Origin of the sequence: Microbacterium enclense, assembly GCF_004022425.1 — a bacterium.
Classification (GTDB): Bacteria; Actinomycetota; Actinomycetes; order Actinomycetales; family Microbacteriaceae; genus Microbacterium; species Microbacterium enclense_A.
The window spans coordinates 1-1,085 of record NZ_RBZY01000136.1 but is presented as its reverse complement, the minus strand read 5'-3'; the positions used below and the strand labels follow the sequence as shown (position 1 = coordinate 1,085).

General features: G+C 70.8%; 1 protein-coding gene. It reads right to left on the bottom strand.

The annotated features are described in order from the left end of the window. Positions 1-59 precede the first annotated feature (59 nt). A partial coding sequence (locus D8Y23_RS16575) for an ABC transporter ATP-binding protein (RefSeq protein WP_128219109.1) occupies positions 60-1,085 on the bottom strand: 1,026 nt, incomplete at its 5' end.

The window sequence follows — 1,085 nt, the reverse complement described above, 5'->3', positions numbered from 1 at the left end:
GGCACACCCCGACGCCGGCACACCCCGACGCGAGCCGACGCGACCCGCGGACGCCCGTGCTACGCCGGAGGCTGGTCGCCTCGGCGAGACGCGAGAGCCGGACGCCCGAGGTCGGCGCGGTCGCGTTCTTCCTCGCTGAGGACGAAGGACGCGGCCAACTGCTCGGCCGCAAGACCCGCATAGAGTCCGCCCGCGGCCAGGAGTTCGGTGTGCGTGCCCGACTCGACGATGCGGCCGGCGTCGACGACGTGGATACGGTCGGCACCGATGACGGTCGACAGCCGGTGCGCGATCGACAGCATGGTGCGGCCGTGGGCCGCGGTCTCGAGCGCCTCCTGCACGATGCGCTCCGACACCGTGTCCAGCGCGCTCGTCGCCTCATCGAGCAGCAGCACCGGGGGGTCTTTCAACAGGACGCGCGCGATCGCGATGCGCTGCTTCTCGCCGCCGGACAGTCGATAACCGCGTTCCCCGACGATCGTGTCGTACCCGTCTTCGAACCCGGCGATGACGTGATGGATGTTCGCCGCCCGGCACGCCGCCTCGATCTCGGCATCCGTCGCGTCCGGCTTCGCGTAGCGCAGGTTCTCGCGGACCGAGGCGTGGAAGAGATACGTCTCCTGCGAGACGATGCCGATGTCGTCGATGATCGACGCGCGCTCGAGGCCCCGGACGTCCGCCCCGGAGAACAGCACCGCTCCCCCGCTCGCCTCGTACATGCGCGGCGTCAGGTAGAGGATCGTCGTCTTGCCCGCGCCGGACGGACCGACGAACGCGACGTGTTGACCCGGCTCCACGACGAACGACACCCCGTCGAGGGTCGGTCGGGCCTGCTCGGGTGCATCGGGGTAGCGGAACACGACGTCGCGGAACTCGATGCGGCCGACGGGCCCGGGGGCGGCCGACACCGGGATCGCGTCCGGGGCGTCGGCGATCGCGGGGGTGAGGTCGAGGTACTCGAAGATGCGGGCGAACAAGGCCGACGACGTCTGCACGTCGAGCGCGACGCGCATGAGCCCCATGAGAGGCATGAGCAACCGCGCCTGCACCGTCGTGAAGGCGACGATCGTGCCGGCCGTCAGCGC